The following is a 26,172-nucleotide window of genomic DNA, read 5'->3' as shown; positions in this document are numbered from 1 at the left end:
TCCACGGTCGGCACGATGTGGCGGTGCAGCGAGCCCGCAAAAGGCGGGGCATCAAAACAATCCAAAGTCCGCCCTGGCCGCGATGTCGCACCGCGCAACGCCGCCCAGCCGAGCGCGGCTGGCCGCTGGTGGCCTGCGCCGAGACGCGGCGTCGCAGCACACATGAGACCGTCGTCTCTGCCGTCCTTCAGTGCTTGTTTGGGCCTCCTCGCGACTGGAACTCGTGGCAGCGCGCCCGAAAGACGCGTGCATCACGCAAGCGTCACGACATCAACACGACGCGGCCCTGCTGCGGCATCGCAGAGGCGCCATTGCGCGAAAGCCCGCCTCCATAGACGACGGAAAATGTGCCGTCAGCCCCGATCCGGACTAAAATATAAGGTTCTTCGCACCTGAATTGGCACACCATGCGCTCGCGTATCGCTAAACGTCTTCCACCCGACGCCGACAAGCTGGTCGGACTGTCGCTCGCGCTTTTCGCGTCCGGCAGCCGCATCGAAGACCGCTTCTGGGAAGCAAAGCTCGATGCGCTCATTGAAAAAGTGATCCGCAATGGCAACCAAACGACGCTGGATGCCGCTCTAGACCATCTGAAGCAAAACCATGCGGACGCCTATGGCGCCCTCGCTGACATGGCCGAGACTCATAGCGAATCGTTCCGCATCGAGCATGACGGTCAACCGTACGACGTGCTGCTGATCGCGGCGCCGGTGCTCGCCTGGACACGCTACATGATCCCGTCCGGCCCGCTAAAAGGCGACGTCGTCGATGCGCTGCGTGCGCAGTTGCAAGCGCATGTCTTCGCGGCGCGGGCGCGTGTCGCGTTGGCGCCGTATCTGTACAGCATCGACCAGTTACCACGCCATCATGTCGAGACGCTCCGGCTCGCGCAGCAACTGGGCCAAGTGGCACTGAGCGGCGGCACAATCAAGATGAATCTCGGCGATCTTCCTGAAACGTCGCCGATTCTCGCCGATCCGCGATTTTTGCTATCCGTGGTCGCTGCGCCGGCCGGCGAGCCGCTGTTTCGCTGGCAGGAGGAGGAGAACGGCGCACGTGTCGAGCGCGGGCAATGCCTGGAACAATGGCGTGCACAAGGCGGCCCCAACCTATCGGGCGTGCTGCCCGGCTGCGAATTCGACTGCCTGCTGCCGGACGCGTACTACTCAGCTTGCCGCGACGCGGACGAGCAAATCCGCCCACATACCGTGCGCACCGCAGTCAGGTATTTGGGCGATACGATCGGCGCTAAACCGGATGAACTGCGTGCGGTTGTCGCCGGTTTCGGCGAACGGCGCGTAGACGAATATCGAGTCGCCTTCACCCGGCGCGGCAGCAACGACGTGATCTACGGCGTGGTATGGCCACTGTACGGCCGCGAGAACGGCGATCTCGGCCCGGATGACGACGTGCCGCCCGACGAGGATCCGGCCGGCGGCATGCTCGACGATGTCATCGGATTGCTCAAGGAAATCGGTGTCACTGATATCCGCCGTCATGCGGCACGCTTTGAACCGGAGTACTGCGACGATTGCGGCGTGCCCCTGTATGCCGACCCACTCGGCGAGATCGTGCATGCTGAAATGCCTGAGGATGCCGAACCAGCGCAACCTCACTTCCACTAAGACCCGCGTTTCTCCCGCCCGCCACGTGCGTCGCGTTATCGGCCGAAGCGCCGTCGCGACGCGGCCCGACTGGCCTTTCGGCTAATGCCGGCCTACCGCTGTTCTTGCCATCATTGATCTCTGACGCCCGCCGCGCTGGCCAACGCGGCGGCGCGGTTGTGTTGACTCAGTCAGGGGGAAGTGGTCATGAAAGTCTGCTTGCTGAATGAGCAAGCCGAGAGGCGCGAAGGGCTGAAAACATTGCTGCGCCAGATCAATCGACATGCATCATTCTACGATGCACGTGATTGGCGGCAAGCGCAGCGCATACTGCAACATACCTGCCCGGACATGCTCGTCATCGACTGGCAAGACGGAATGAGCGTGCAGGATATCTTTGATCTCCGGCGCCTTTATCCTAACCTGCCGATCGCGGCGTTAGTCGATGATGACAGCCCGGCGCGGGTCAGATCGCTAGTTGACGCTGGCGTGCTCGGCGTCGTGCCGCGGCGCCTCAATCCGCGCCTCATCGTTCGCGCGTTTGAGATCGTGCTGCTCGGCGGGCACTACGTACCGCCCAGTGGGCTGAATTTGCACACGCCCACCGTCGTGCCGATCAATGCGTACGAGGACAGCTCGCTGAACCGAGCAGCCTGCCGGCGCCAAGGTGCGTCGCCCGGCCTACTGTCGCCGCGCCAGGAGCAAATCCTACGGCTCGTGCACATGGGTGCGACCAACAAAAGCATCGCACGCGCGCTGGGCATCAGCGAAGGAACGGTCAAGATCCATCTCGGCGCGATCTTCGAGAAGCTCGGCGCGACTAACCGCGCGGCTGCGGTGGCGATCTACAATGGCTGGCAGACTGGCGCGCTGGAAGTGCTGCGCGATGCGACCCAGCAGGCACGGCAGCCGGTCTACGGCGAGGCCGGGCCGACGCCGCTGCGCGCGGCCACCCGCGAGCACCGGCGGCGCGACGCAGCCAATGGGCGCGACCACACGGTACTGCAAGCCGCGGAGCCGGACGGCGTGCCCTACAAGGTAATTCCGCGCAAGCGTCGCTGAATCGCAACGCCGCGTGCAGATGTGCGATCTGCTTCCACCGGGAGCCGTGCAGCGAGTAATATGTCTGGTATGGGATTCCTCTATACGTCGTTACCGTTGTGGTTGGCGATAGGCGGCAACCTTGCCGCCGTGGCCCTGCTTGCGCTCGCGGCGCGGAAGCAGTCCTTTGCGCGGTTGCACGACGACACGCTGCAGCATCTGTGGCTTGGCATGACTGTGGCGATCGCGGTCATGTGGGCAACAAACGCATGGTTGAACGATGGCCCGGTGATGCATCTGCTTGGCGCGACACTGATGGTCACGCTGTTCGACTGGTCGCTCGCGCTGGTGTCGATGGCAGCCATATGCGCGCTCGTGGCGGCAATCCTCGGCACACCGTGGCATGGCGTGGGTCTGACCTTTGTCATATTCGGGGCAGTGCCAGTCTTCGTTTCGACAATGCTACAGCGGGCCATTGCCGCATGGTTACCGCGAACCTTGTTGGTGTTCATCTTCGGCCACGGCTTCGTGACCGCCGCGCTGGCGCTGGGCGCCGCCTGTGCCGGCGCACTGGGCCTGCAGTTGATGTTGGCCCACGGCGATACGGCCGTGATCCCGCCCAGCTACGGGATAGCCGTCATCGTGCTCGCCTCCGGCGAAGCGTGGTTCTGCGGCATGTTGACCGCGCTGTTTGCCGTCTATCGCCCGGCGTGGGTCACCACGTACAATGTACGCCGCTACCGATTCGATCGTAGCCACGTGGACCGGGGCCCGCGCGCCTGACCCAGCGGCCTGTCGATCCGCGCTATCGCGTGCAATGGTTGCCACGCGCGCTATACCGGTCCGCCACGGCACACCTTCCGTTTTGCGTTAAGATGGAGCCCCAGCCCAACCGCGGGCATCTGAGCGTATCCAATTCCGGACCTGACACCGCGTGCGAATCCACTGGCCGCACGTCCGCTCACCTTGACCGCGGCTTTTTTCACGGCACCTAGCAACCAAAATTAGATGGATCGTAACTCTACGTCGCGCCCAATGCAGCGACTGATCGGCGCCATGGCCTCATGCGCGCTCGCGGCCATGGCGATCGCCATTCCCACGATGGCCCGCGCCGACCAAGTCGAACATCACAACGAACTGGTCTACCAATTCATCACCCAAATGAGAGCCAATCCGCTAGTCGCGGACTGCGCGGCGCACGGCGACTTTGTCGTTGGTACGTCGAGCGCGTTCAACCACGTCGAGTTTCCACGCAGCTCGTTCGATCCCGCGCACGCCGAGGTCAAGCCATGGAATGGCTCGTTCGACCGGGGCAAGCAACGGATCAAGGTTGATTCGATCGTCACCGTCGAAGGGGTCGGCGTGCGCAAGGATGGCTCGACGATGCCCAACGCGCTAAAATTCCGCTGCGGCTATGTCGACGCAAAAATGCTCGCGTTTAGCTGGAACGATCCGGTCGCGCCGTTCAAGCGCGCTGCGCCAAGCCGCCAGGCCGGCAAGACCAAAAAGGCACTGCGCGGCTCGGGCCGCAAGAGCCCAGCGAAGGCGGCGGGCAAAGGCACTGGCAAAAAAGGCCGGCGGCGCTGAGCCCGCCGTGCACGCACCCGGGTGTGACAAACGCTGCGCGCACGATGCCGCAGCGCGTCACATCACATCGCGTCGAGTTGCCAGCCGATGGCCTGCAGCATCGCCGCGCCCAGCGACGCACTGCGTGCGCCATTCCAGCCGACGCGCGGGTCGGGCAAGTTCGCATCGTCCTTGAATGGCATTTCAAGCGTGAGCGATAGGCACTTGAAGGTGTGGCCGACATACTTGGAGGCGAGCTTGAGCGCATCCTGCTGGTAACGCCCAGGCTCATATCCGTGCTCATCCTGAAAGTGCGCGCTAGCGCGCTTGAAATGGCCGATGAATTCGTCTTGCACGCGGCGTTGTGCGTCAGAGAAATCGGGCAGCATTTCCGAGCCAGCGACGAAGACGTATGGCAACGCTTCATCGCCATGGATATCGAAGAACATGTCGCAACCGCTCGCATGGATGGCGTCGCGTACGGCCAGCACCTCGGGGCTGCGGCGCGGGTCAGGCTGCAACCATTCCCGGTTTAGGTTCGCGCCGGCGGCGTTGGTGCGCAAGTTACCCAGCGCGCTGCCATCCGGATTCATATTCGGTACCACGTGAAAGACCGCGCGTTCGAGCACAATGCGGCCCAGCGGGTCGCCCCGCCAATCGCCAAGGCCGCACAAGCGCTTGAGCAGCCCCTCAACGAACCACTGCGCCATCGTCTCGCCCGAATGCTGCCTCGCGATGATCCAGATGTTGCGCTTGTGCGGCGCCGGCTCGCCAACGGTCAGCAAATCCAGCGCACGTGCTTGCACGGTGCGGGTCAGTTCGGTTAGGCGCACGCCGGGCTGCTGAGCCAGCGTGTCAACCCACTGCGCATGTCGCGCATACGGATAGGGCTCGAAATACGCGTAATAGATCCGGTCGTGCGCCGGCCGATGACAGATGCGCAGCACTTGACCGTCATACGTGGTGAACACCCGGAACCAGTCGATGCCATCATGGCTCGCGACAGCTTGATAACCGTGCCATCCGTTTGGAAATGCACTATGCGACGCGTTCTCGAACGTCATTGTGCAGTCCACGCCCTTTGCACCGCTCAGCGAGAAATAGAACCACTGCGCAAACGCCGCCTGCGTGTCGGCGCGCAACCGCAGCCGGATGTCGTCCGCGCGCTCGCACGATACGACATCGATTGCTCCTGAATCGAATTGACTGCTGATGTGAATGCTCATGGGTCGGATCCGCAACGAATGAAGTCAGCTGGCCTGCTTGCGACGAAACACGTAGGTTGAATCGCTCGATGCCTTCGCATCAAATTGGTAGCCGTCGGCGTCGAACGCGACGAGCCTGGCCGGCTCATCGATCTGGTTCACGACTGCAAAGCGGGCGAACGCGCCGCGCGCGCGCTTGGCATAGAAGCTAATGATTTTGTATTGACCGTTTTTCCAGTCCTCAAACACCGGCGTGATCACGGGAGCGTCGAGCTGACGCGGCCTGACCGAGCGAAAATACTCGTCCGACGCGCAATTGATCAATACCCGCGCACCACGCGCGCGCTTGAGCTGCGCGTTCAGCGCCGCGGTGATCTTGTCGTCCCAGAACGCGTACAGGTCCTTGCCGCGCGGATTGGCGAGCCGCGTGCCCATTTCTAGCCGGTACGGCAACATCAGATCGAGCGGACGCAGCAGCCCATACAAGCCGGAAAGCACACGTATATGGCTTTGTGCATACGCTAGGTCGGCAGCGGACAAGGACCGCGCGTCGAACCCGTCGTAGACATCGCCATCGAACGCAAGCATTGCCTGCTTGGCATGCGGTGGCATGAACCGCGCGGGGGACCAGTCGCCGTACCGCGTGTAGTTCAACCGTGCGAGCGGATCAGAAAGACGCATCAATGTGCCAATTTGCTGCGGCGAGAACGTACGCAACTGCGCGATCAACTCGGCCGAGTCGTCAAGGAATTCCGGCAGTGTATGCTTGTGCACATGGGGCGGGGTATCATAGTCCAGTGACTTGGCGGGCGATAAAACGATTATCATAGAAGGCTGACAAAAAAGCATCGCGCGGCGTGACCGACCGCGAGCGTTGCCATTGTATCGAGAATGACGCCATCCCGTTTTGCCCCGCCGCCGCCGACGGATTCTGTCACCCCATCGAGCACCCCTGCGTCTGCCTCCGTCCGTCCACGCGTGGTGCTCGACACAAACGTGTGGATCGACATCCTGGTATTTGATGATCCCACGACCCGCCCGATTGCAACCGCGCTGCAGGACGGCGACCTCGACGCCGTGCAGGACGAGCGCTGCCTCAACGAGTTGCAGCACGTGCTCGACTACCCGCAGTTCGTGCGCTACGCGATCGACAAGCCGGCGGCACTTACGCGGCTCGCCCGGCTCTGCGCGCGCGTCGCGCCGGCGCTACACGTGAAGGAGGGCACCGCAACACCCGTGCCGGAAACAGGGGCGAATGCGGGCGCAAGTGCGCACACAGCCCACGCCATGCCGCGCGCACTGCCGCTGTGCCGCGACCGCGACGACCAGAAATTCCTCGAATTGGCGCATGTCGCAGCCGCACAGTGGCTGATCACCAAAGACAAAGCGTTGTTGAAGATGGCGCGCCGGATGGCGCGCGATTTTGACTTGCGCATTGTGCAGCCGGCCCCCTTCGTCGCGGCCACAGGCCTTGCCCAGCCGGCATCGGCAGGCGACGCGACGCGCGAGCCCACCGTACAATAAGCTCACTAGAGCCGACCGTCCGGTCGGACGGCCCTCCCCTATCCACACGACGCTTCGCCATGAACGCCTCGCATCGCCCGCCCGATACGTCGCCCCGCGTACCCCTTGCCTTCGCGGTTGCCGTGAGTCGACCCCACGATCTTCACGGTGACTGAGTTACCGGCCGTCGCCCTGACTGGCACGCCGCACACAACTGGGCTTGTCGCTGCTGCAGATCAAGGGCGACACCCCTCAACATGAAGGAGTCCACCGATGACCGCCGAATTGCTCGCCACCCGCCGGGACGCAACGCTCGTGCTTACCCTATCCAATCCAGGTGCACGCAACGCGTTGCACCCGGATATATACGCCGCCGGCATCGAGGCGGTCGATTCGGCCGAGCGCGACCCGGAGATCCGGGCCGTCGTGCTAACTGGCGCCGACGGTTTTTTCTGCGCGGGTGGCAACCTGAACCGGCTGCTAGAGAACCGGGCGAAGGATCCATCCGTGCAGGCCGACAGCATCGACCTACTCGGCGCGTGGATCAGCGCGATCCGCGCCTCGCGCAAGCCAGTGATCGCCGCGATCGAAGGGGCCGCGGCCGGCGCGGGTTTCTCGCTCGCGCTCGCCTGCGACCTGCTGGTGGCGGCGGACAACGCGAAATTTGTGATGTCGTATGCGCGCGTCGGACTCACCCCCGATGGCGGCGGCTCATGGTTTCTGTCCCGGGCACTGCCGCGCGCGCTGGCCACCGAGATCATCCTGGAAGGCAAGCCAGTGCCGGCGTCGCGCCTGGCCGCGCTAGGCGTAGTGAACCGGCTCAGCGCGGCAGGCACGGCGTTGGAGACCGCGCTCGCATGGGCCGAAGAGCTGGCGCGGCTATCGCCAAACGCGGTGGCCCGAATCAAGGCGCTCGTCGATGATGCCCCCAGGCAACCGCTAGCCGAGCATCTGGTCGCCGAACGAGACCATTTCGTCGCGTCGCTGCATCATCGCGATAGTCTCGAAGGGATCAACGCGTTCCTGGAAAAACGCGAAGCCCGCTACAAATGACCGCCGGTGCGATGCGCGGCCCGGCCCGTGCCGCGCGCATCGCACCGGCACCACGACGAAGTGTACGGCGTCAATCTTCCCGTCAATTGTCCGCCCACCGCAGGCGCATCTACTGATGCACCATGGCGGCATAACGTACTACGATGAATTAGGCTGTGCGATCGATCCGGACGCGCCGGCGCACTGGCCGCAGTCGCTCGTGCTATATCTGGAAGACGCAGACGGTGCGTTCCACCTGTGAGCCTGACCCGTGACGCTGCAACCCAGCCGGTTCTATGCTTAAATGGTGTGCACCTTACAGCCGACAGCGCTCGATGCGCTGCCGGGGTCATGCAAACATTCAACTTTCTACAGGATGGGGCGCCGAAAGCGCGCGCGGGCCGGGTCCGCGCACGGGGGACGCGCCTCGATAAGCCATATGATTGATGTTTACAGTTGGGCCACGCCGAATGGTCACAAGGTCCACATCTTGCTCGAGGAGCTGGCGCTGCCCTACACCGTCCACGCGGTCGATATCGGCGCGGGCGATCAGTTCAAGCCCGAGTTCCTGGCCATCAGCCCGAACAACAAGATCCCGGCGATCGTCGATCACGATGGTCCCGGTGGTAAGCCGATCGCGCTGTTCGAATCGGGCGCGATCCTGATCTATCTCGCGGAGAAGACCGGGAAATTCCTGCCTGCCGATCCGGCCCAACGTTATGCGACATTACAGTGGCTAATGTTCCAGATGGGCGGACTCGGCCCGATGCTCGGACAGGCGCACCACTTTCGGATCTATGCACCGGAGCAGATCGAATATGCGGTCAATCGCTACACGAACGAAGCGCGGCGGCTATATGGCGTGATGGAAAAACAGCTCAGCAAGCATCTCTATCTGGCCGGTGATGACTACACGATCGCGGATATCGCGGCATTTCCGTGGACGCGCTCATGGAAGAACCAGGGAATCCATCTCGACAGCTTCCCGAACGTGAGCGCATGGCAGCAACGCATCAATGCGCGGCCCGCGGTGCAGCGGGGCGTCGAAGTGCTGGTATCCGCGCGCAAGGCGCTGACCGACGACAAGGCACGCGACGTTCTGTTCGGCGCCACGCAGTACGCGCAGCGCTGAATAAGCCGAGCCGGCAGGCGGCGGCCAGGCGCGTGCCGGCCGCTCAAAATCATTGGAGCGGCTTTTTCAGCAATGTTGGCAACGGCAGCGGCATCACGTCGATGCCTTCGTCCAAAAGGGCCCGCGCGTCGTCGGGCGTCGTGACCCCGCGGATGCTGCGGGCTGGCGCCTCGTCATAGTGGATCCGCCGCGCTTCCTCAGCAAACTGCTCACCCACGTCTTCGGTGTGCTCGATCACCTGCCGCATCATCTGCAGCCACTGCGCCTGCAATTCGCCCACCTTCATCGGCTGCTCGCCCGCACCCGATGCGCCATCGCGTTGTGCCGGCGCGGTCGCACCCGACAGGTTCAACCGGGGCGCCGATGGCACGCGCTGCACTGTCTTCGAGGCACATATCGGACACTCGACGAGCTGCTTCTCCAGTTGCGACTCGAAGTCCTGAGCCGACTGGAACCAGCCTTCGAACCGGTGCGCGTGCTCGCAGGTTAAATCGAGAACTTTCATACCCATTCAATGTACGATCCAATGTAGCGCCATCCGCGCAATGTGCACGATCGTTTGAAAATTTATCGGACCGTGGCCGACCATTTTAGCGCGTTTGCGCATGGCGCAACCCCAACCGCTCACTACCCGCCATGCCCCCCGTGGTCGTCCCCTATAACACCGCTCATTCGAAGTCGTTGCAACAACTGGTTGAATCCACTGACGCGTTACCGTGCCAGATGGAACAACAGAGCAACAATTACGGCAATCTGCCATCAAATAATACTTTATTATCTACAGCGGAACTCACGCATGTATCACTTGCCGCCCGTATAGCGCACGCTCCCGCAACGGGCTATGCCACCTGTAATTTTCTATTGCCATTTTCATACAAGTATGCAATCCTGCTCAACGACATAGCTTAAAAACACCATTGCACGCTGCCCTGTTAGGGTATCCAACATGACATAGCGATCGCTAAGCACATAGGTCCCTCTGGCATGTTGGGTTCCGCTTGTTAAGTGAGCAATGCTGAATAAAGATTAAGTTTTGTCTGATACAGCAAAATTTGTGTATTGCAGCAGTACCACTTCAGCCTCCCGGGGTGATCCGATGCTACTACAATGCCATGATAGAAGCAGCGAATACGTGACGCATGTCGGCAAAGCGGCACTGCCGACTCGTTACGGGAATTTTGTTGCCCACGCATTTCGTTCGAAAAGCGATGACAATGAGTATCTCGCGCTGGTAATGGGCGATGTTTACCAACGTGAATCAGTACTGACACGACTGCACTCTGAGTGCCTTACTGGTGATGTATTAGGATCACTGCGTTGCGATTGTGGTGAACAATTGGACGCTGCACTACGCCATATCGCATCCGAGGGAGTCGGCGCGCTATTGTATTTGCAAGGCCATGAAGGACGCGGCATTGGTTTGTGCAACAAAATTCTGGCATACGAACTTCAAGAGCAAGGACGTGACACTGTCGATGCCAATCGCGACTTGGGTTTGCCGGATGACGCGCGCGAGTATGACTGCGCAGCGAGCATCGTGCGCCAACTCGGCATCCTGTCGGTACGGCTGATGAGCAACAATCCCGATAAATTTGAGGCGCTGCGGCGCCACGGCGTTCCGGTATGCGAGCGCGTTGACCTCGGGGTTGCGCTACGCGAGGAAAATGAGCGTTATATCTGGGCTAAGCGTAATCGTTTCGGACATTATTTCGACAAGAACGAGCTTCAGTGCCCGTTGGCATTATAGATAACCGGCGCTTACCACAATACATCCACCGCCTTACGTGGTAAGCGCCGCCCATCAAAGCAAAATCTTTTTTATTTACACGCTTTTATTCAGGCTGCTTATGTTGCAATGCCCACATTTGTGCATATAAGCCACCTGCATTCAGCAATGTTCTATGGGTGCCACGCTCAACGATACGGCCTTGATCCATGACAAGAATCTGTTGCGCATGCGTAATTGTAGATAGACGATGCGCAATAATCAGCGTTGTACGATGACGGGCAAGCTGTTTCAACTCGCGCTGAATCTCGCGCTCGGCACGGGAATCGAGTGCTGAAGTCGCTTCATCAAAAATCAGAATAGGCGGATTTTTTAGCAACGTGCGGGCGATTGCGATGCGCTGTTTTTCACCGCCAGATAATTTTAGGCCGCGCTCACCCACTATCGTGGAATAGCCAGCGGGCAAGCTTGCAATAAAAGCATGGATATGAGCGGCGCGTGCAGCCGCCATCACTTCTTCTGGCGACGCAGACAACCGGCCATATGCGATATTATAATAGATCGTGTCACGAAAAAGCACCGTATCTTGCGGCACAATGCCAATGGTCGCGCGTAGCGAGTCTTGCGTCACAGCTCGAATGTCTTGGCCATCAATCAGAATACGACCAGCGCCATGCTCTACATCATAAAAGCGAAGCAACAACCGTGCGAGTGTCGACTTACCTGAGCCGCTGTGTCCAACAATTGCGGTCGTCGTACCCGCTGCAATCGTAAAGGTTACGTCCCGCAAAATTTGCCGTTGCGGCTCATATGAAAAACTGACATGCTCGAAGCATACTTCAGCACGCCGTACAGCAAGCGGAGATGAACCTTGAACGTCGTCAACTTCACGCCTAAGCTTTAGCAGCGAAAACATCTGCTCCATATCGGTTAGACTTTGCTTCAAAGTTCGATACATATTCCCCAAAAAACTTAGCGGAATATATATTTGCAACATAAATGTATTGATTAATACAAAGTCACCCAATGTCAACTGCTTGTCCACCACCTGTTGCGTCGCCCTCCATAAAACGGCGATCATACAAATTGCAATAATCGACTGCTGACCAAAATTCATGAAAGAAAGCGATCTTTGCGATCGAATCGCCGCATCATGATAAAGCGTCATGCCTTCATCATAGCGCTGTGCTTCATGCTGCTCGTTACCAAAACACTTGACTGTCTCGTAATTAATAAGTGAATCGACCATTAGCGTATTGGAGCGCGAATCAAGCGCATTCATTTCCTGCCTTAAACGCGTACGCCATTCCGTCACCATTACGGTAAATGTGATGTAAGCCGCAAGCACGGATAGCGTAACAATCGTATAGTAAAGGTCGTAGCGGACAGCAAAAAAAATGAGCACCAATATGACTTCAACGCATATTGGCAAAATATTGTAGAGCGAATAGGAAACAAGCGTCTTGACGCCACGTGTCCCTCGCTCGATATCGCGTGACAAGCCTCCCGTTTGCCGCTCAAGATGAAAGCCCAACGATAGTGTGTGCAGATGCCGGAATACTGCAAGAGCCACTTGTCGCGCCGCGCTGTAAGCCACTTTCCCAAAGATAATTTCACGCAGTTCAGCAAAAAGCGAGCTTGATAAGCGCACAACTGCATAAGCGACAATCAGAAAGCCAACGCCGTGGAACACGGAAAACGACGATTCCTGCACCGTCAACCGCTCAATTTCCGATAAATGGTCGACAATCGCCTTCATCACAACCGGCACGCCTAGATTAGCGAGTTTTGAGCCAACCAGGCAGGCGAGCGCAAATGCGACGCGCCCTTTATAAACCATCAAGTAAGGAAAGAGTGCAGCGATGGTCTGCCAGTCGCCGCGCCGATTCGAAGACGACAAGGGAGAAACAAAAGCCCAAAGGCGACGCATGCGTAATGGATAGTGCATTCTTCGTGAGTGGTTCAGCAAGCGTTTGCCGTACCGCATGCCATTGATCATTTTTCTATTTCTGTATAATAATCAAATTACTTCATAAAAAATCATGGTCAATGGGATTCATGCGGCGCGATGCTGTGCAGCGTGGGCCATCTGTCGATTGCTTCGGTAGTGTTCAACGCAAGTCAGTACATGTCGCGCAAGCGCGATACGCTCATCAGGCGTTTTCATAAGCGTCTTGACTTTATTAGCTACCATAAGGTCTGTGCGCAAGAGATCATCATCGCGCTCATCCAACGGATCAATCACCAAAATATCAAGGAAATCGGCATAAAGAGAAGCAATCGTGCCAACCGAAGCCTCCATTCCCAGTTCATGCATCATCTTAGTCAATGGGCCTTTGACTGCTTCGCCGCCGACAAGCGGTGCAACAGCTAAAACAGGTACATTGCAGGCGCGCAGCCTGTCACGCACGCCTGGTAATGCCAGAATCGGTCCAATGCTGACGAAAGGATTGGAAGGACATAAGATCACGCCATCCAGGTCGGGCGCACTCAGCGCTGCTTCAAATGGCGACGATAATCGTGCCGATGACGCCCCTTCAAAGCGAAACCCCGACACGCGTGGCTCAGATCGCCGTTTAACAAAATACGTCTGAAAAGGCAAATCGCCTTCTTCTGTCTCAACGATGGTTCTGACCGGATCGTCAGACATCGGGACGATCGAATGCTTGACACCGAGCGCTTTCGCAATGGTCTCGGTTACATCACACAAGCTGGCACCACCGTCAAGCAAGCTGCGCCGATAGAGATGAAGCGCAAGGTCCTTGTCACCCAGCTGGAACCAGACCGGTCCGCCCAAATGAGCCAGCGCTTCTTGCGAAGACCAGCTCTCGTTCGCCCGCCCCCACCCTTTTGTTGCATCCGCCACATCGGCCAGCGTATAGACAACCGTGTCCAAATCTGGACTGATGAGCAAGCCAAGATGCTCAAAATCGTCGCCCGTGTTCACAACGATTGTCAACTCGTCAGCAGAAAGCACCTGCGCTAGACCATAGGCCAGCTTAGCGCCGCCCACCCCGCCACACAACGCAACATACTTTGCCATTATCTTCCTGTGTAAAGGTCAAGCATTTTTGACTCGAACAGATCGCCCTTCCGATCCTGTCAGGCCGAATAGCGTCTGTCTGATTTAATATGGATGATTGAGCAACTTGGTGAATCCATGATGCGAAGCGTTGCGTGAGTGCTCTTACAATATCGATTTGAGGCCGCCAGCATGCAAGCCACACCATGAATCCACCTAGGCAGGCCCAATATCCACCTAGGCAGGCCCAATCATTGTTCCGCTTCGCTCAAGACCTGATGGCCGCGCCCACGCACCAAGCGTCCGGCCTTAGTGAACTGCACAGGCACCAAGGCAGGAGCAGCATACGAAGCCTGCTGCCGCTCAGGACTGACATCACGATAAAGAGGGGTACGCTGCATCGCACTGCGCCCAATTCTGGCGGCCAGCGCTTCCATGGCAGTGGGCGGCATTTCCTGTCCGTGGGCTGCACCGGCTGCGCGGCTGATCGACTCATTCATTAGGGTACCGCCCAAATCGTTGGCGCCTGCCTGCAAGCAAAGCTGTGCCCCCTGCTCACCCATCTTTACCCAAGACGTTTGAATATTGTCAATCAGGCCATGAAACGCCAGACGCCCGACTGCATGCATCAAAATGGCTTCTCGTAAAGTCGGTCCCTGACGCGCGCCTTTCTTTTTAAATAATGGTGCTTCCTCATGGACAAAGGGCAATGGAACAAATTCAGTCAGCCCGCCTGTATCGCGTTGCAGCTCGGCAAGCCTGAGGATATGTCGTGCCCAGTGCTTATACGATTCGACATGACCGAACATGATCGTGCACGTAGTGCGCAATCCCAACTCATGGGCCGATCGCACGACAGTCAACCATTCTTGCGTATTCAACTTGTCCGAGCAGATTTGTTGCCGCACTTCGTCGTCCAGGATCTCGGCAGCAGTCCCAGGCAAAGTACTTAATCCAGCACTTTTTAGATCAGACAAAAAAGCGCTGATTGACTTTCCTAGGGTAGTTGCACCATGCATCACCTCAAGGGGCGAGAAGGCGTGAATGTGCATGCCTGGACATTCTGTTTTAGCCGCTTCGCAGATATCAAGGTAAGTGTGTCCCGTATAGTCGGGATGAATGCCCCCTTGCAGGCAAACCTCCGTCGCCCCGCGATCCCACGCTTCTTTGACGCGGCGACGGATTTCGTTGAGGTCAACGATGTAGGGTTTTTCGCGCAAGTCTTCTTGTATCGGTCCTCGTGAAAAAGCGCAAAAATTGCAATGGTATTGGCAGACGTTTGTGTAGTTGATGTTCCGGTTGACCACGTAAGTGATCGTATCGCCCCTTGTCTGCCTGCGCAAACGATCCGCCGTGTGCGTCACGTGCGTAAAATCATGACCGCGTGCATTGAACAAATGCACAAGCTCGGCCTCTTCGAGGCGATCGCCCGCCACGCATTTCTCGACGATATCGATCGTCTGCGAACCCACACGATCAACCTGAGACGCCGTGGTCGTCACTGCCAGGCGAGCGATATCCCCCATCGTCTTGGAGCCTGCTTTCCAGCTATCGTTTGTTGCCAACCCACTGCAATCTGAATGGCGCAGCACATCAGCATGCAGGCCCGGGTCGATCCAACGATCACGTTCTTCGATATAGGCAGGATAGACGGTTATCCGCTCGGTCAACGTCTTCCCGCCCCGGTCTGTGTCCTCGCTTAAGCGGTCAAGGTGCGGCCACGGCGCTTCCGGATTAACATGATCAGGCGTGACCGGCGAGACGCCGCCCCAATCATTAATTCCCGCGCGAATCAAGTCGGTTAGGTCACCGTCGAAAAGATTAGGCGGCACCTGAATGCTCATTGCGGAACCCAGCACCAACCGGGCAACCGCTGTTGTCCAACACAATTCGTCCATTGACGGCTCAGGCGCGTTGACCATTTTGGTGCCGGGCTTTGCGCGAAAGTTCTGAATAATGACTTCCTGCAAATGACCATAGCGATCATGCAAATCCCGCAACGCAAAGAGTGATTCAAGCCGCTCTCGGCGTGTCTCCCCGATGCCAATCAATATGCCTGAGGTAATCGGTATGTGCGCTTCGCCAGCAAGACGAAGCGTTTCAAGCCGCGCTGCGGGGTGTTTATCGGGAGAGCCGTAATGCGGCCCGCCACGCTCTGAAAGACGTTCAGAAGCCGTCTCTAGCATCAGCCCGAAGGAAGGCGCATGAGGCCGCAGCATCTGGTATTCCGTAGCGCTTAGCACGCCCATGTTAAAGTGGGGCAGCAGCCCGGTTTCAGCGCGTACACGTTGCGCGACCTCAGCAACATAGTCAGCTGTTGTAGCATGACCCAGTTGCTGCAGCGCTTCACGTGCAGCGGCATAACGCGCTTCGGGCCGATCACCGAGCGTAAACAAAGCCTCGCGACAGCCTACTGCAGCACCCGCCCGCGCAATGTCCAGCGCTTGGTCCACGGTAAGAAACGCTTGGCCAATCACTCGTGGCGCTTTGGCAAAGGTACAGTAGTGGCAGACATCTCGACAAAGATGGGTGAGCGGAATAAAGACCTTGCGCGAATAGGTGATGACGTTGCCCCATCCGATGTCTCGCCATGCCGATGCCAGACTGGCCAACTCACGCCAATCTTGCACCGCTTCAAGCTCATACGCCAAAGCCTTGTCATCTAGCCTTGGCTGATTGCCCTTAGCGGAACGTTCGATCTCTTGGATCATTCGGGAAACAGGATTGCTTACTAAATTTGGCATAGCACCCTCCTCTTGGCGTCTTTGATGGAAGACTCGAATTCCTCAAGGTCAGCAGGCAAGTCAACATCCAACGCCCACGCTCTTGAACGGACAATCCAAACATCTATTCCGGCACACCGAGCGGCGTTTTGATGGGCGGAAAAGCTTGGCCCGCTGAAAAACAATGGAATAGCGCCGGGTCGGCAAATCAGTCCATTCGTGCCATGACCGTCCCGGTTCGGCGCCATGCCAATCGCGTCGACCGGTGCACGGCTCAACATGTCGATGGCGGCCTCATCCAGCAGCGGCAAATCACCGGGGACAAACATCACACGCTCTCCCCCTGCCGCCGCAATATGGTTCATTGCTCGCGAACAGGCATTCGCCATGCCTTCGTCCGGTGGTCCCCACAAGATCTCGGCACCGGCTGCCCGAGCCATTTCCGCCGTACTTTCCGACGGCGTCACCACCAATAGGGAAGCAATCCGAGGCGATGCGCGCAACGTGCCAATGACATGACGCGCCATAGAGAAAAACAACGCTTGGCGCGCAGCATGAGTCAAAACGCCAGCCAACCGGGTTTTAGCACACTCAGGCGCTTTCAACGGCACGACCGCCCAGATGCCGGTATTGCGCGGGGCGACAGAAACAGGAGACATCCCATTGCATCTCATATTGTTTCACTTTCCGGAAAATCAGGACAACTGCGTCGAGTTCAAAACAATCGAAACAATTACCCGGCTTAGGTACCTATTGCACAACAAATTGGTACGTCTGCTTCCTTCGTGAGTGCCGCTAGCTTGCGTACAAGCACTGCATTGCCGTAGTTCAACGACATGCTGGCATAGTAGCAAGCAAATTGTCTAGCCACTTGTTATTGACTGCGCCCATTTTTTCTGAGAATCTTTTTACCACTAACGGGAAGGTGAGGAACTGAGAGGATGAGCCACGCTACACAAACAGCAAGAAGCATGACTGTATCCGCCATCGGTGGCATTCCCTTGATACAAACTGGGGATGATCTTGGCCAGATTATTACGGAAGCGATCCACAAAAACGATATCGCGCTAGAAAATGGCGATGTGTTAGTGCTTGCACAAAAAATCATTTCGAAGTCCGAAGGACGATGGGTTGCGCTATCTTCTGTCAAACCCGGCAAGCAAGCTATCGATTTAGCACAAAAAGTGGATAAAGATCCACGGCTTGTTGAACTTATCCTATCGGAGTCGGCAGAAATCGTGGCACACAGGCAGGACGGTGTACTGATCACCGCTCACCGCCTCGGATGCGTGATGGCGAATGCCGGTATCGATCATTCCAATGTAGGTGATGAAGACAGTGTACTTTTGCTTCCGAAAGACCCGGATCACAGCGCACGCCAGTTGAAAAAACAATTTCACCATTTGTGCGGCGTCGATGTCCACGTCATCATCAACGATAGTTTTGGCAGGGTGTGGCGCCATGGCACGGCAGGATGCGCAATCGGTGTAGCGGGCTTTTCCCCGCTTAAAAATTATATTGGGAAGCCGGATCTGTTTGGGCAGCTCTTACGGACAACCCAGGTGGCAGTGGCCGATGAACTCGCCGCAGCAGCGTCTTTCCTAATGGGACAAGCCGATGAAGGATCGCCTGTTGTGCTGATCCGCGGTGCGAATTTGCCCGCGGCCGACGGGACGGTTCAACAGCTTATTCGTCCCAAAGAGGAAGATTTATTTCGTGAAACCTCATCCACACTGGCAGTAGAAATGGCCTGAACATGAGATGAGAGGTGGCCGCGCAAAGCCATTTTACGGCGAACGTGTGTTCACCGAGGCCGTGCTGGGCCGAGACCTCGGACTGTCGATGGACGGCGAAGGAAGCTAGCGTGATAACGTGTTCGTTAAGCGGATGTGGCGCAGCACCAAGTATGAAGAAATCTACCTGAAGGCGTACAAATCGATCAGTAGGCGAGGTCAATCAACGCGGGGGGCGGCATGTTAGCAGCCAAATTGGGGAAAGCAGCGGTTAAGGTGGGGGGTGGTCTTGTGGGCGGTGCAGTGATCGACCGTCTGTCCAAAACTCACAAAAATTCCAGCGAAACGCAGCAGGCTCAGGCGCCAGGCCCATCCAAAGTTCCCCATTCTCTACTAAGAACAGGTGACCAACGCCTTCATGATATCAGCCAGCGTATCGCCCCCGCGCAAGAGGCCAATCCTGTCACCGAGGGTATTGCCAATCAATATAATAAACGCGTGAACCTATTGAAAAAATTTCAGACGGTGATAACGCAACCGTCCCAGTCAATGCACAATGTTGAAAAAGCTCTTCACGATTTGAAGGATGATGCTAGAACGCTGCAAGGCGCCGCCAATATTGCCCGTGGAAACGCCTCAATTACACCGCAAGAAGCGACTAAACTGACTCACGCAGTTGCAACCGATACGGTTCAAGGAGCGTACAAGACAGCGAAAGGAGCGGCGAGTGCAGCCATCGCCAGCGTCACCACCACGCCCAAAGGTGTCCAGCACGTCGCGGATGCAATGAGTCACCGTATCTCGCATGAGACGACTGCGGCCGCAGCCGGTTTAGCCGCCACTCATACGGCTGCGACAGCAATCGGCATGATCCCCCATCCAGTCGCCAAACTTGTCTCTATCGGCTTAAAAGTAGGCGGAACGGCCGCAACGGGTGCACAGCTTTCAGAAACGATGCGTGAAGCATCGGGAAAGACAAGTGACAGCGCGACCGGAAAAGCGCTTGGGGAAGTGCTGCGCGAGAAAGCGACCAACAAAGCGCACAGCGATGCGGCGCCAGCGCCATCGACTTCGCTGATTAACGTGGCTCAACCGACGTCAATGGATTCGCGCAAAGCAGCACTGTGTCACGCGATACAGCCACAGTCAACGACGCGACAGAATCTACCGGGAAGCGTGACGCAATGCGTAGAAAAATGGATGACTGAAAATTGGGCACCCGCCGATACGCAACCTTCTGATAAAAAACAGTCTTTACAGATCATACTGGACGATCCGCTTGCAGAAGAGTCGTCAGATGACGAAGAGACGACAGAACCGTTACATGCGACGCACCAGCGCAGTGTCGCGATGGAGCCAGGCATCTGACGTTGCTTGCGCTGTAGGCCAAGAGCGGGCCGCTCAGATGTCAGGAGCCTTGTATGCAAGGCTCTGAGCCTGCCCAAGTTTCAAAAATTTCCAGCATCTTCTTTTTGTCTGTTAGGACAGTATCCAGTCTTTCTTGTGATACAGCGCTATCAAGTATTTTTTGTTGTTCAGAAAGACATGAAATCGGCCGTCGGCGCGTGCGCACGCTGATGAGGGCATGGGCGTCGAGGCGCTGTGCTACAAGCCGAACACGAGCCAACGCCATGCGAAGCACAAGGTCTGGCCGTATCTGCTGCGCGGCATAAAAATAGAGCAGGCCAATCAGGCGTGGGCATTGGCCATGGCGAATCATACTAGCGCGATTGCACGTACCGCGACGGTACACCGATCGAGCCGCATGCGCGATGTTTCTATATTGTATCGACATTCCCCTGCGCCGCTGGCGATGCTACCCAAGCCCCCTACGACGGTGCTACCGTGGCCAGCTCGGCGCGCTTCGACCAGCCACACCGGCGTCAGACTACCTGCGCGGTATTTTCCGACCAAACCCCAGACAAGATTTTTTCAAGCCAAAACGCACCAATGATCGTCTTCACGTCGCTCACCTCCCCGCGCCGAATCCACTCGTGCAATATAGCCAGTTCGACGACGATCGTCTCCAGAAACTCACCCTCGTCCAGCGCACGCTCACCTTCAGTCAGGCCACGCGCCAAGTACAGGTCGATAAACTCGGTCGAATACGAAATGACCGGGTGGATGCGAGTCAAGTAGACAAACTCGTTCGCGCGATAGCCCGTTTCCTCGCGCAACTCGCGCTGAGCGCAGGCGAGCGCCCCTTCTTTCGGATCGAGCTTGCCGGCCGGGAACTCTACCATCACACGGCCAAGCGGATAACGATACTGGCGCTCCATTAGCACGCGACCGTCATCGAACAGCGGCAATACCATCACCGCACCGGGATGCTCGACGAACTCGCGCGTGGCCGTCTTGCCGTCCGGTAACCGTACGGTGTCACGCTTGAGCGTCAGGAAATGGCCGTCATATAGAGTTTGGCCATCAAGACGAGTCTCGACCAGATGGGTGTCGTCGGTCGGAATGCGTGTCATGTCGCACCTTTTTGAGCGGTCGCCGATTCACGCGGCGCGCCGCTTGACGAGATACTGGTAAACGAAGCCGGGAAACGCAAGCACGACAAACAGGCTAAAGGTGACCGCGTAAAACTGCCACCCTTGCTCAAAGCGATTGCCGGCCCGCGCCTCGAGCGCAAAGCCAAGCAGCCCCGTGACAAAGTAAAGCACGATCAACTCAGCGATCCGCCACCAGGCGCTCTTGCGTGCGCCCGGCGCGGCACCGGGTACCGGCAGTATCGCCAGTAACCGCTGGTTGACGAACGGCAGGTTCGCGCCAAGCAGCGCGACCAGAACGATAAACCAGCCAGAGGGTGACATCTTGACAGCCGCCGTTACAGCGACAGCGTCTGGCGCACCGCCTGCAGGCAACTCGACATCAGCGGTCCCGGAACGATGCCAAGCAGCAGCACCGCAAGACCGTTGAGGGCGAGCAGTGCACGATTGCCGCCATATGCAGTGATCGGCGTCGCATCAACTGGCTCGTCGAAGTACATCAGCTTGACGATGCGCAGATAGTAGAACGCCCCGAACAGCGACGTGACGACCGCGAGCACCGCCAGCCACGTCAAGTTTGCATTTACCGCAGCCTCGAGCACCGCGAATTTCGCATAAAAGCCAACCGTGGGCGGGATGCCCGCCAACGAGAACATCATCAACAACATCACAAACGCGAATACTGGGTTGCGCTTGTTCAAGCCCTTGAAGTCGTCCAGCGTGTCGGCTTCAAAATCGCGGCGCGCAAGCAGCATCACGATACCGAATGAGCCCAGTGTCGTCAGCAGATACGTGATGCTGTAAAACACCGCGGATCCGTATGCGCTCGCCGCACCGCTCGCCTTGCCATCGACGACGCCGGACAGCAGGCCAAGCAGCACGAAGCCCATGTTCGAAATCGCTGAGTAAGCGAGCATCCGCTTCACGTTGCGTTGCACGATACCGGTGATGTTGCCCACGATCAACGACAGCGCGGCCAGAATCACCAGCATCACCTGCCAATCGACCGCCAGCGGTAGCATCCCCATCACCAGGAAGCGCAGTCCCCACGCAAAGGCCGCGACCTTCGGGCCGCCGCCAGTGAGCAACGTCATCGCGGTCGGCGCGCCATGATAAACGTCGGGTACCCACATATGGAACGGCACGGCCCCCATCTTGAACGCAATGCCAGCAACGATGAAGATCACACCGAACAGCAGCACGGCATAGTTGATGCGGCCCGACGCGATCGCGGTGAACACGTCTTGCAACTCGAGCGAGCCGGTCGCGCCGTACATCATCGAGATGCCGTACAGCAAGAAGCCGGACGCCAGCGCCCCGAGCACGTAGTACTTCATCGCCGCTTCGTTGGACTGCGGCACGTCACGACGCAGCGCGATGATCGCGTACAACGACAGCGACATCAGTTCCAATCCCAGGTACAGCGTCAGGAAATTGTTGCCCGACACCATCACCAGCTGCCCAAGCAGCGAGAACAGAGCCAGCAGATAGAAGTCGCCGCGGAACAGGTCACGTTCCTCGAGGTACTTGCGCGAATAGATCAGCGACACCGCAAAACCGAGCGAGATGAACGACTTCATCAGGCTCGCGAACGGGTCGACCACATACATGTTTGAGAAGTAGTAGTGCGGATGCGGATCGGCCGCAATTACCGCATACCAGAGCGCGGCGATTAAGCCAGACGCGACCGCGATCACATAGGTCAGGCCGCGGCCCTTCTTGCCGGTGATGATGTCGTTCAGCCATGCGACGACAGTTACGATCATCAGGAATGCGTCGGGCAACAGGGCGCTGAGAGGAGCGTTTTGCATAGTGTTTTTAATCCTCCCTTACTGCGGCAACGCCGGCAGCTTCGACTGCGCGACATGGGAGAGCAGGTTAATCACCGATTCGTGCATCACGTTCGTGAACGGCTTCGGGTAGATGCCCATATACAGCACGAGCAACGCCAACACCATCAACATCCAGAACTCGCGGCGACTCAGGTCGACGAGCTTCGCGACATGATCGTTCGCGGCGGCGCCGAAATAGACGCGCTTGACCATCCACAGCGTGTATGCGGCACCCAGGATCAGCGTGATCGCCGCGAGCAATCCAATCCAGAAATTGAACTTCACGGCCGCCAGGATCACCATGAATTCGCCGACAAACCCGGACGTGCCCGGCAACCCGCAATTGGCCATCGAGAACAGTATCGCGAGCGCCGCGAACTTGGGCATCGTGTTGACGACGCCACCGTAGTCGGTGATCTGGCGCGAATGCATGCGGTCATACAGTACGCCGATGCACAGGAACATCGCACCCGACACGAAACCGTGCGAGATCATCTGCACGATGGCGCCTTCGACGCCGAGCTGGCTGAATAGAAAGAAGCCGAGCGTGACAAAGCCCATGTGCGCGATCGACGAATACGCGACTAGCTTTTTCATGTCAGCCTGCACCAAGGCGACGAAGCCGATATAAATTACGGCGACGAGCGACAGCGTGATCACGACCGGCGCCAGCACGTGGCTCGCATCCGGCGCGATCGGCAGCGAGAAGCGCAGAAAGCCGTACGCGCCCAGCTTCAGCATGATCGCCGCCAGCACGACCGAGCCGCCGGTCGGCGCCTCGACGTGCGCGTCGGGCAACCATGTGTGCACCGGCCACATCGGCACCTTCACTGCGAACGCGAGGAAGAATGCGGCGAACAACAGCACCTGCGGCGTCATGCCGAGCGGCAGCGCGTGCCAGGCTGACAACTCGAACGATTGCGACTGCGTGTACAGGTAGATCAATGCGACCAGCATCAGCAACGAGCCAGCCAACGTGTACAGGAAGAACTTGAACGCCGCATACACGCGGTTCGGGCCGCCCCAGACACCGATAATCAGGTACATCGGGATCAGCGTCGCCTCGAAGAACACATAGAACAGCATCCCGTCAGCCGCCGAGAACACGCCCACCATCAGGCCCGACAGGATGAGGAACGCGGCCATGTACTGCGCCACGCGATCCGTAATCACCTCCCATCCGGCGATCACGACGATGACCGTGATGAATGCGGTCAGCACGACGAACCACATCGACAGCCCGTCAACACCGAGGTGGTACGTGATATTGAAGCGTTCGATCCACGACGCGACTTCAACGAACTGCAGCGCCGACGTGCTTGCGTCGAAGCCGCTGATCAACGGCAGTGTGACGAGGAAACTGATCACCGCACCGATCAGCGCTGTCCAGCGCGCGACACCCGGTGTCTTGTCTGAACCGACTGCAAGAACGGCGATACCGAAAGCGATTGGCAGCCAGATCGCAAAAGTTAAAATAGGGAAATGAGCGTGCATACCTGTCCTCGCGTTATTTGTTCAGCGTAACGAACAGGGTCAGCAACCCCAGCATGCCGATAATCATGGCGAACGCGTAGTGGTAGATGTAACCGGTTTGCAGGAAGCGGATCACGCCGGCAAACTTCGCGACCGCGCGCGCGCTGCCGTTGACCAGGCCGTCGATCACGACGACATCGCCCTCCTTCCAGAGTCCTTTGCCGAATGTGACCGCGCCCTTGGCGAACACGACCTCGTTGATCTTGTCCATGTAGTACTTATTGTCTAGCAGCGTATAGATGCCCGAGAAGCGCTGGCGAATCGCCGCCGGGATGTCCGGCCGCTTCAGGTACAGGAACCAGGCGACGATGACACCGGCCAACGCGAGCCCGATCGGCAAGCTCGATACCGAGTGCACCGCCATCGGCAGCCAGCCGTGGAACTCGTTGGCCATCTCACGCAGCGCCTCGTGGTGCTCGCTAACGTAGACAACCTTGTCGAACGCGACGCCGTGCGAGAAGAAGTCGCCAAAAATCATCGGGCCCACCGCAATCGCACCGATCACGACGGACGGGATCGCGAGCAGCACCAGCGGCAGCGTGACCACCCACGGCGTCTCGTGCGGCTCGTGCGCGTGATGCCCATGATGTGCCGCACCTTGGCCGTGCCCATCGCCGTCGTGATGCACGCTGCGGAAGCGCTCTGGACCGTGGAACACCATGAAAACCATCCGGAATGAGTACAGCGCGGTCACGAACACGCTGGCGGTCACCGCGAAGTACGCGAATCCCGAGCCTGGCAAGTGCGACAACTTGACCGCCTCGATGATCGAGTCTTTCGAATAGAAGCCGGAGAAGAACGGCGTGCCGATCAGCGCAAGCGAGCCGACCAGCGACGTGATCCACGTGATCGGCATGTACTTGCGCAGCCCGCCCATGTTGCGCATATCCTGGTCGTGATGCATGCCGATGATCACTGAGCCGGCACCTAGGAACAGCAGCGCCTTGAAGAACGCGTGCGTCATCAGGTGGAATACCGCAACCGAGTAAGCGGAGGCGCCGAGCGCCACGGTCATGTAGCCGAGCTGGGACAGCGTCGAGTACGCGACGACCCGCTTGATATCGTTCTGCACGATGCCCAGAAAGCCCATGAACAGCGCGGTGATCGCGCCAATTACCATTACGAACGACAGCGCGGCGTCGGACAGCTCGAACAGCGGCGACATCCGCGTGACCATGAAAATGCCCGCGGTCACCATCGTGGCGGCGTGGATTAGCGCGGAGATCGGCGTCGGGCCTTCCATCGAGTCAGGCAGCCAGACGTGCAGCGGGAACTGCGCGGACTTGCCCATCGCGCCGATGAACAGGCAGATGCACGTCACCGTGATGAGCGGCCAGTGCGTGCCCGGCAGCACGCCTGCGCTGGTCAGCGCGTCGCGATGCGCGAAGACGTCGCCATAGTTCAACGAGCCGACATACGCGAGCACCAGGCCGATGCCAAGCAGAAAGCCGAAGTCGCCAACGCGGTTCACGAGGAACGCCTTCAGGTTCGCGTAGATCGCAGTCGGACGCGTGTACCAGAAGCCGATCAGCAGGTAGGATACCAGCCCGACCGCTTCCCACCCGAAGAACAGTTGCAGGAAGTTGTTGCTCATCACGAGCATCAGCATCGAGAACGTGAACAGCGAGATGTACGAGAAGAAGCGCTGGTAGCCTGGATCCTCCTGCATGTAGCCGATCGTGTAGATGTGCACCATCAGCGACACGAAGGTGACCACGCACATCATCATCGCAGTCAGCGAATCGACCAGGAAGCCGATTTCGAGCTTCAAGCTGCCCTGTCCTGGCACGATGCTGGGCAGCGTCGCCCATTCGTAGATTGTGCCATTGAAGCTGGCGCCATCGAGCACGTTCAGGAACACCAGCGCGGAGATGACAAATGCGATCGCCACGCCGAGGATCGTTACGCGATGCGCGTTGTGGCGGCCGATGGTCTTGCCGAACAGGCCGGCGATCAGCGAGCCGGCCAGAGGCGCCAGCGGGATCGCTAGCAGCAGATTGGGATTGAGTGTCGTTGCCATAACAGTCA

The 26,172-nt window shown here is 58.3% G+C and carries 23 protein-coding genes and 1 pseudogene; 12 read left to right on the top strand and 12 right to left on the bottom strand.

Annotated features, from left to right (window positions below; all coding sequences use genetic code 11):
* Positions 1 to 407: 407 nt before the first annotated feature.
* The 4 genes from IHE30_RS04375 to IHE30_RS04360 all read left to right on the top strand — a co-directional run bounded on the left by IHE30_RS04375 (position 408) and on the right by IHE30_RS04360 (position 4,232).
* Entirely contained in the window at positions 408 to 1,625 is a 1,218-nt protein-coding gene (locus tag IHE30_RS04375) for a DUF2863 family protein (protein WP_337689205.1), read from the top strand.
* A gap of 186 nt (positions 1,626 to 1,811) precedes the next feature.
* Positions 1,812 to 2,666 carry a response regulator transcription factor gene (locus tag IHE30_RS04370; protein ID WP_337689204.1) on the top strand — a complete coding sequence of 285 codons (855 nt, stop codon included), beginning with the start codon at positions 1,812 to 1,814 and terminating at the stop codon, positions 2,664 to 2,666.
* Between the two features lie 69 nt (positions 2,667 to 2,735).
* On the top strand, positions 2,736 to 3,428 hold the full coding sequence (locus IHE30_RS04365) for an energy-coupling factor ABC transporter permease (RefSeq protein WP_337689397.1): 693 nt from the start codon (positions 2,736 to 2,738) through the stop codon (positions 3,426 to 3,428).
* A gap of 225 nt (positions 3,429 to 3,653) precedes the next feature.
* Positions 3,654 to 4,232, top strand: a complete 579-nt coding sequence (locus IHE30_RS04360) for a BspC domain-containing protein (RefSeq protein ID WP_337689202.1) — start codon at positions 3,654 to 3,656, stop codon at positions 4,230 to 4,232.
* Between the two features lie 62 nt (positions 4,233 to 4,294).
* Here the strand turns inward: IHE30_RS04360 and IHE30_RS04355 are convergent, their stop codons facing one another.
* Together IHE30_RS04355 and yaaA are read right to left on the bottom strand one after the other, a co-directional pair.
* Positions 4,295 to 5,437 (bottom strand): M14 family metallopeptidase, encoded by a 1,143-nt coding sequence (locus IHE30_RS04355; RefSeq protein WP_337689201.1) that lies wholly within the window; start codon positions 5,435 to 5,437, stop codon positions 4,295 to 4,297.
* Positions 5,438 to 5,461: 24 nt separating this feature from the next.
* The gene (yaaA, locus tag IHE30_RS04350; RefSeq protein ID WP_337689200.1) at positions 5,462 to 6,244 is read right to left on the bottom strand and encodes a peroxide stress protein YaaA; all 783 of its coding nucleotides are present in this window, start codon (positions 6,242 to 6,244) and stop codon (positions 5,462 to 5,464) included.
* A gap of 63 nt (positions 6,245 to 6,307) precedes the next feature.
* On the opposite strand from yaaA, the gene IHE30_RS04345 reads away from it, so the two are divergent.
* The 4 genes from IHE30_RS04345 (at position 6,308) to IHE30_RS04330 (ending at position 9,083) form a co-directional block, all read left to right on the top strand.
* The gene (locus tag IHE30_RS04345; protein ID WP_337689199.1) at positions 6,308 to 6,940 is read left to right on the top strand and encodes a PIN domain-containing protein; all 633 of its coding nucleotides are present in this window, start codon (positions 6,308 to 6,310) and stop codon (positions 6,938 to 6,940) included.
* 252 nt (positions 6,941 to 7,192) lie between these two features.
* On the top strand, positions 7,193 to 7,972 hold the full coding sequence (locus IHE30_RS04340) for an oxepin-CoA hydrolase, alternative type (protein WP_337689198.1): 780 nt from the start codon (positions 7,193 to 7,195) through the stop codon (positions 7,970 to 7,972).
* A gap of 115 nt (positions 7,973 to 8,087) precedes the next feature.
* The gene (locus IHE30_RS04335; RefSeq protein ID WP_337689197.1) at positions 8,088 to 8,213 is read left to right on the top strand and encodes a hypothetical protein; all 126 of its coding nucleotides are present in this window, start codon (positions 8,088 to 8,090) and stop codon (positions 8,211 to 8,213) included.
* A gap of 177 nt (positions 8,214 to 8,390) precedes the next feature.
* Positions 8,391 to 9,083 carry a glutathione binding-like protein gene (locus IHE30_RS04330; protein ID WP_337689195.1) on the top strand — a complete coding sequence of 231 codons (693 nt, stop codon included), beginning with the start codon at positions 8,391 to 8,393 and terminating at the stop codon, positions 9,081 to 9,083.
* Between the two features lie 49 nt (positions 9,084 to 9,132).
* Here IHE30_RS04330 and IHE30_RS04325 read toward each other — a convergent pair whose 3' ends face one another.
* Positions 9,133 to 9,588, bottom strand: coding sequence for a DUF1178 family protein (locus tag IHE30_RS04325; protein WP_337689396.1), 456 nt, complete (start codon positions 9,586 to 9,588; stop codon positions 9,133 to 9,135).
* A 591-nt stretch (positions 9,589 to 10,179) separates the two neighbouring features.
* Here IHE30_RS04325 and ribA point away from each other — a divergent pair.
* Complete coding sequence (ribA, locus tag IHE30_RS04320; RefSeq protein ID WP_337689395.1) at positions 10,180 to 10,830, top strand: GTP cyclohydrolase II; 651 nt, start codon at positions 10,180 to 10,182, stop codon at positions 10,828 to 10,830.
* Positions 10,831 to 10,915: 85 nt separating this feature from the next.
* On the opposite strand, the gene IHE30_RS04315 is transcribed toward ribA, so the two are convergent.
* The 4 genes from IHE30_RS04315 to cofC form a co-directional block, all read right to left on the bottom strand.
* A complete protein-coding gene (locus IHE30_RS04315; RefSeq protein ID WP_337689394.1) occupies positions 10,916 to 12,739 on the bottom strand; it encodes an ABCB family ABC transporter ATP-binding protein/permease in 1,824 nt (607 codons plus the stop codon).
* Positions 12,740 to 12,865: 126 nt separating this feature from the next.
* Positions 12,866 to 13,852 (bottom strand): 2-phospho-L-lactate transferase, encoded by a 987-nt coding sequence (gene cofD / locus IHE30_RS04310; RefSeq protein ID WP_337689193.1) that lies wholly within the window; start codon positions 13,850 to 13,852, stop codon positions 12,866 to 12,868.
* A gap of 230 nt (positions 13,853 to 14,082) precedes the next feature.
* Positions 14,083 to 16,575 (bottom strand): 5-amino-6-(D-ribitylamino)uracil--L-tyrosine 4-hydroxyphenyl transferase CofH, encoded by a 2,493-nt coding sequence (gene cofH, locus IHE30_RS04305; RefSeq protein ID WP_337689191.1) that lies wholly within the window; start codon positions 16,573 to 16,575, stop codon positions 14,083 to 14,085.
* The gene (cofC, locus tag IHE30_RS04300) at positions 16,563 to 17,159 is read right to left on the bottom strand and encodes a 2-phospho-L-lactate guanylyltransferase (RefSeq protein WP_337689189.1); all 597 of its coding nucleotides are present in this window, start codon (positions 17,157 to 17,159) and stop codon (positions 16,563 to 16,565) included. Before cofC ends, cofH begins: the two co-directional genes overlap by 13 nt.
* Positions 17,160 to 17,495: 336 nt before the next feature.
* Here cofC and cofE point away from each other — a divergent pair, with 336 nt between their 5' ends.
* The 3 genes and pseudogenes from cofE to IHE30_RS04280 form a co-directional block, all read left to right on the top strand.
* A complete protein-coding gene (gene cofE, locus IHE30_RS04295) occupies positions 17,496 to 18,308 on the top strand; it encodes a coenzyme F420-0:L-glutamate ligase (RefSeq protein ID WP_337689188.1) in 813 nt (270 codons plus the stop codon).
* A gap of 219 nt (positions 18,309 to 18,527) precedes the next feature.
* Positions 18,528 to 19,655, top strand: coding sequence for a hypothetical protein (locus tag IHE30_RS04285; RefSeq protein ID WP_337689187.1), 1,128 nt, complete (start codon positions 18,528 to 18,530; stop codon positions 19,653 to 19,655).
* Between the two features lie 167 nt (positions 19,656 to 19,822).
* A pseudogene (locus tag IHE30_RS04280) lies at positions 19,823 to 19,989 on the top strand (IS3 family transposase); the annotation flags it as partial.
* A 181-nt stretch (positions 19,990 to 20,170) separates the two neighbouring features.
* On the opposite strand, the gene IHE30_RS04275 reads toward IHE30_RS04280, so the two are convergent.
* Genes IHE30_RS04275 through nuoL form a run of 5 tightly spaced genes read right to left on the bottom strand, consistent with a single transcriptional unit; the run spans position 20,171 to position 26,164 of the window.
* Positions 20,171 to 20,761, bottom strand: coding sequence for an NUDIX hydrolase (locus IHE30_RS04275; protein WP_337689185.1), 591 nt, complete (start codon positions 20,759 to 20,761; stop codon positions 20,171 to 20,173).
* 27 nt (positions 20,762 to 20,788) lie between these two features.
* Positions 20,789 to 21,103 carry a DUF2818 family protein gene (locus IHE30_RS04270; protein WP_337689184.1) on the bottom strand — a complete coding sequence of 105 codons (315 nt, stop codon included), beginning with the start codon at positions 21,101 to 21,103 and terminating at the stop codon, positions 20,789 to 20,791.
* A 14-nt stretch (positions 21,104 to 21,117) separates the two neighbouring features.
* The gene (gene nuoN, locus IHE30_RS04265) at positions 21,118 to 22,590 is read right to left on the bottom strand and encodes an NADH-quinone oxidoreductase subunit NuoN (protein ID WP_337689182.1); all 1,473 of its coding nucleotides are present in this window, start codon (positions 22,588 to 22,590) and stop codon (positions 21,118 to 21,120) included.
* 18 nt (positions 22,591 to 22,608) lie between these two features.
* Positions 22,609 to 24,105: an NADH-quinone oxidoreductase subunit M gene (locus IHE30_RS04260; protein ID WP_337689181.1), complete on the bottom strand. Its 1,497-nt coding sequence runs from the start codon at positions 24,103 to 24,105 to the stop codon at positions 22,609 to 22,611.
* A gap of 13 nt (positions 24,106 to 24,118) precedes the next feature.
* On the bottom strand, positions 24,119 to 26,164 hold the full coding sequence (gene nuoL, locus IHE30_RS04255; protein WP_337689180.1) for an NADH-quinone oxidoreductase subunit L: 2,046 nt from the start codon (positions 26,162 to 26,164) through the stop codon (positions 24,119 to 24,121).
* Positions 26,165 to 26,172 lie beyond the last annotated feature (8 nt).

The organism is Mycetohabitans sp. B46 (assembly GCF_037389205.1).
GTDB lineage: Bacteria > Pseudomonadota > Gammaproteobacteria > Burkholderiales > Burkholderiaceae > Mycetohabitans.
This window is presented reverse-complemented; position numbering and strand designations above follow the sequence as displayed.

Coding starts and splice junctions, on each gene's coding strand:
- IHE30_RS04375 (WP_337689205.1), top strand. CDS start 408: ATGCGCTCGCGTATCGCTAAACGTCTTCCACCCGACGCCGACAAGCTG.
- IHE30_RS04370 (WP_337689204.1), top strand. CDS start 1,812: ATGAAAGTCTGCTTGCTGAATGAGCAAGCCGAGAGGCGCGAAGGGCTG.
- IHE30_RS04365 (WP_337689397.1), top strand. CDS start 2,736: ATGGGATTCCTCTATACGTCGTTACCGTTGTGGTTGGCGATAGGCGGC.
- IHE30_RS04360 (WP_337689202.1), top strand. CDS start 3,654: ATGGATCGTAACTCTACGTCGCGCCCAATGCAGCGACTGATCGGCGCC.
- IHE30_RS04355 (WP_337689201.1), bottom strand. CDS start 5,437: ATGAGCATTCACATCAGCAGTCAATTCGATTCAGGAGCAATCGATGTC.
- yaaA (WP_337689200.1), bottom strand. CDS start 6,244: ATGATAATCGTTTTATCGCCCGCCAAGTCACTGGACTATGATACCCCG.
- IHE30_RS04345 (WP_337689199.1), top strand. CDS start 6,308: ATGACGCCATCCCGTTTTGCCCCGCCGCCGCCGACGGATTCTGTCACC.
- IHE30_RS04340 (WP_337689198.1), top strand. CDS start 7,193: ATGACCGCCGAATTGCTCGCCACCCGCCGGGACGCAACGCTCGTGCTT.
- IHE30_RS04335 (WP_337689197.1), top strand. CDS start 8,088: ATGCACCATGGCGGCATAACGTACTACGATGAATTAGGCTGTGCGATC.
- IHE30_RS04330 (WP_337689195.1), top strand. CDS start 8,391: ATGATTGATGTTTACAGTTGGGCCACGCCGAATGGTCACAAGGTCCAC.
- IHE30_RS04325 (WP_337689396.1), bottom strand. CDS start 9,588: ATGAAAGTTCTCGATTTAACCTGCGAGCACGCGCACCGGTTCGAAGGC.
- ribA (WP_337689395.1), top strand. CDS start 10,180: ATGCTACTACAATGCCATGATAGAAGCAGCGAATACGTGACGCATGTC.
- IHE30_RS04315 (WP_337689394.1), bottom strand. CDS start 12,739: ATGCGTCGCCTTTGGGCTTTTGTTTCTCCCTTGTCGTCTTCGAATCGG.
- cofD (WP_337689193.1), bottom strand. CDS start 13,852: ATGGCAAAGTATGTTGCGTTGTGTGGCGGGGTGGGCGGCGCTAAGCTG.
- cofH (WP_337689191.1), bottom strand. CDS start 16,575: ATGCCAAATTTAGTAAGCAATCCTGTTTCCCGAATGATCCAAGAGATC.
- cofE (WP_337689188.1), top strand. CDS start 17,496: ATGAGCCACGCTACACAAACAGCAAGAAGCATGACTGTATCCGCCATC.
- IHE30_RS04285 (WP_337689187.1), top strand. CDS start 18,528: ATGTTAGCAGCCAAATTGGGGAAAGCAGCGGTTAAGGTGGGGGGTGGT.
- IHE30_RS04275 (WP_337689185.1), bottom strand. CDS start 20,761: ATGACACGCATTCCGACCGACGACACCCATCTGGTCGAGACTCGTCTT.
- IHE30_RS04270 (WP_337689184.1), bottom strand. CDS start 21,103: ATGTCACCCTCTGGCTGGTTTATCGTTCTGGTCGCGCTGCTTGGCGCG.
- nuoN (WP_337689182.1), bottom strand. CDS start 22,590: ATGCAAAACGCTCCTCTCAGCGCCCTGTTGCCCGACGCATTCCTGATG.
- IHE30_RS04260 (WP_337689181.1), bottom strand. CDS start 24,105: ATGCACGCTCATTTCCCTATTTTAACTTTTGCGATCTGGCTGCCAATC.
- nuoL (WP_337689180.1), bottom strand. CDS start 26,164: ATGGCAACGACACTCAATCCCAATCTGCTGCTAGCGATCCCGCTGGCG.